A 568-nucleotide genomic window follows, 5' to 3' on the forward strand; every position below is an offset into this window, starting at 1 on the left:
ACCGTCCAGGTTACCCGTCTGGCCGCTGCCCGCTGCCACCGACCAGGTCAAAGAGGAGCTATCAATATCAGCGCCGGTCAGATGGCCAGAAGCCGTGTTATGAGCGCTGTCGTTGGCAACGCCAATACCAGCTTCGGTCACTTGACCGTTGGCGCTGTCGCCATTGGCGATCGAGATCGTCGGCGCGTCATTGGTGCCGTTGACCGTCACCACGACCGTCTGCGTCGTGATGCCGCCCTGGCCGTCGCTCAGCCGAACCGTGAAGCTCTCCTGCGGATGATCCGAGACATTCAGCGGATCGGCCTTCGACTGATCCAGCACATAGGTCCAGGTGCCGTTCGCGCTGACGCTCAGCGTGCCGTAGGCACCGGTCACCGAACCGTCCAGGTTACCCGTCTGGCCGCTGCCCGCTGCCACCGACCACGTCAAGGACGGGCTATCAATATCAGCGCCGGTCAGATGGCCAGAAGCCGTGTTATGAGCGCTGTCGTTGGCAACGCCAATACCAGCTTCGGTCACTTGACCGTTGGCGCTGTCGCCATTGGCGATCGTGATCGTCGGTGCGTCG

The 568-nt window shown here is 62.5% G+C and carries 1 protein-coding gene; it reads right to left on the reverse strand.

Going from position 1 to position 568, the window contains the following annotated elements:
- A partial coding sequence (locus RHSP_RS08535; protein WP_037150586.1) for a VCBS domain-containing protein occupies nucleotides 1-568 on the reverse strand: 568 nt, incomplete at both ends.

Origin of the sequence: Rhizobium freirei PRF 81, assembly GCF_000359745.1 — a bacterium.
Lineage (GTDB): Bacteria > Pseudomonadota > Alphaproteobacteria > Rhizobiales > Rhizobiaceae > Rhizobium > Rhizobium freirei.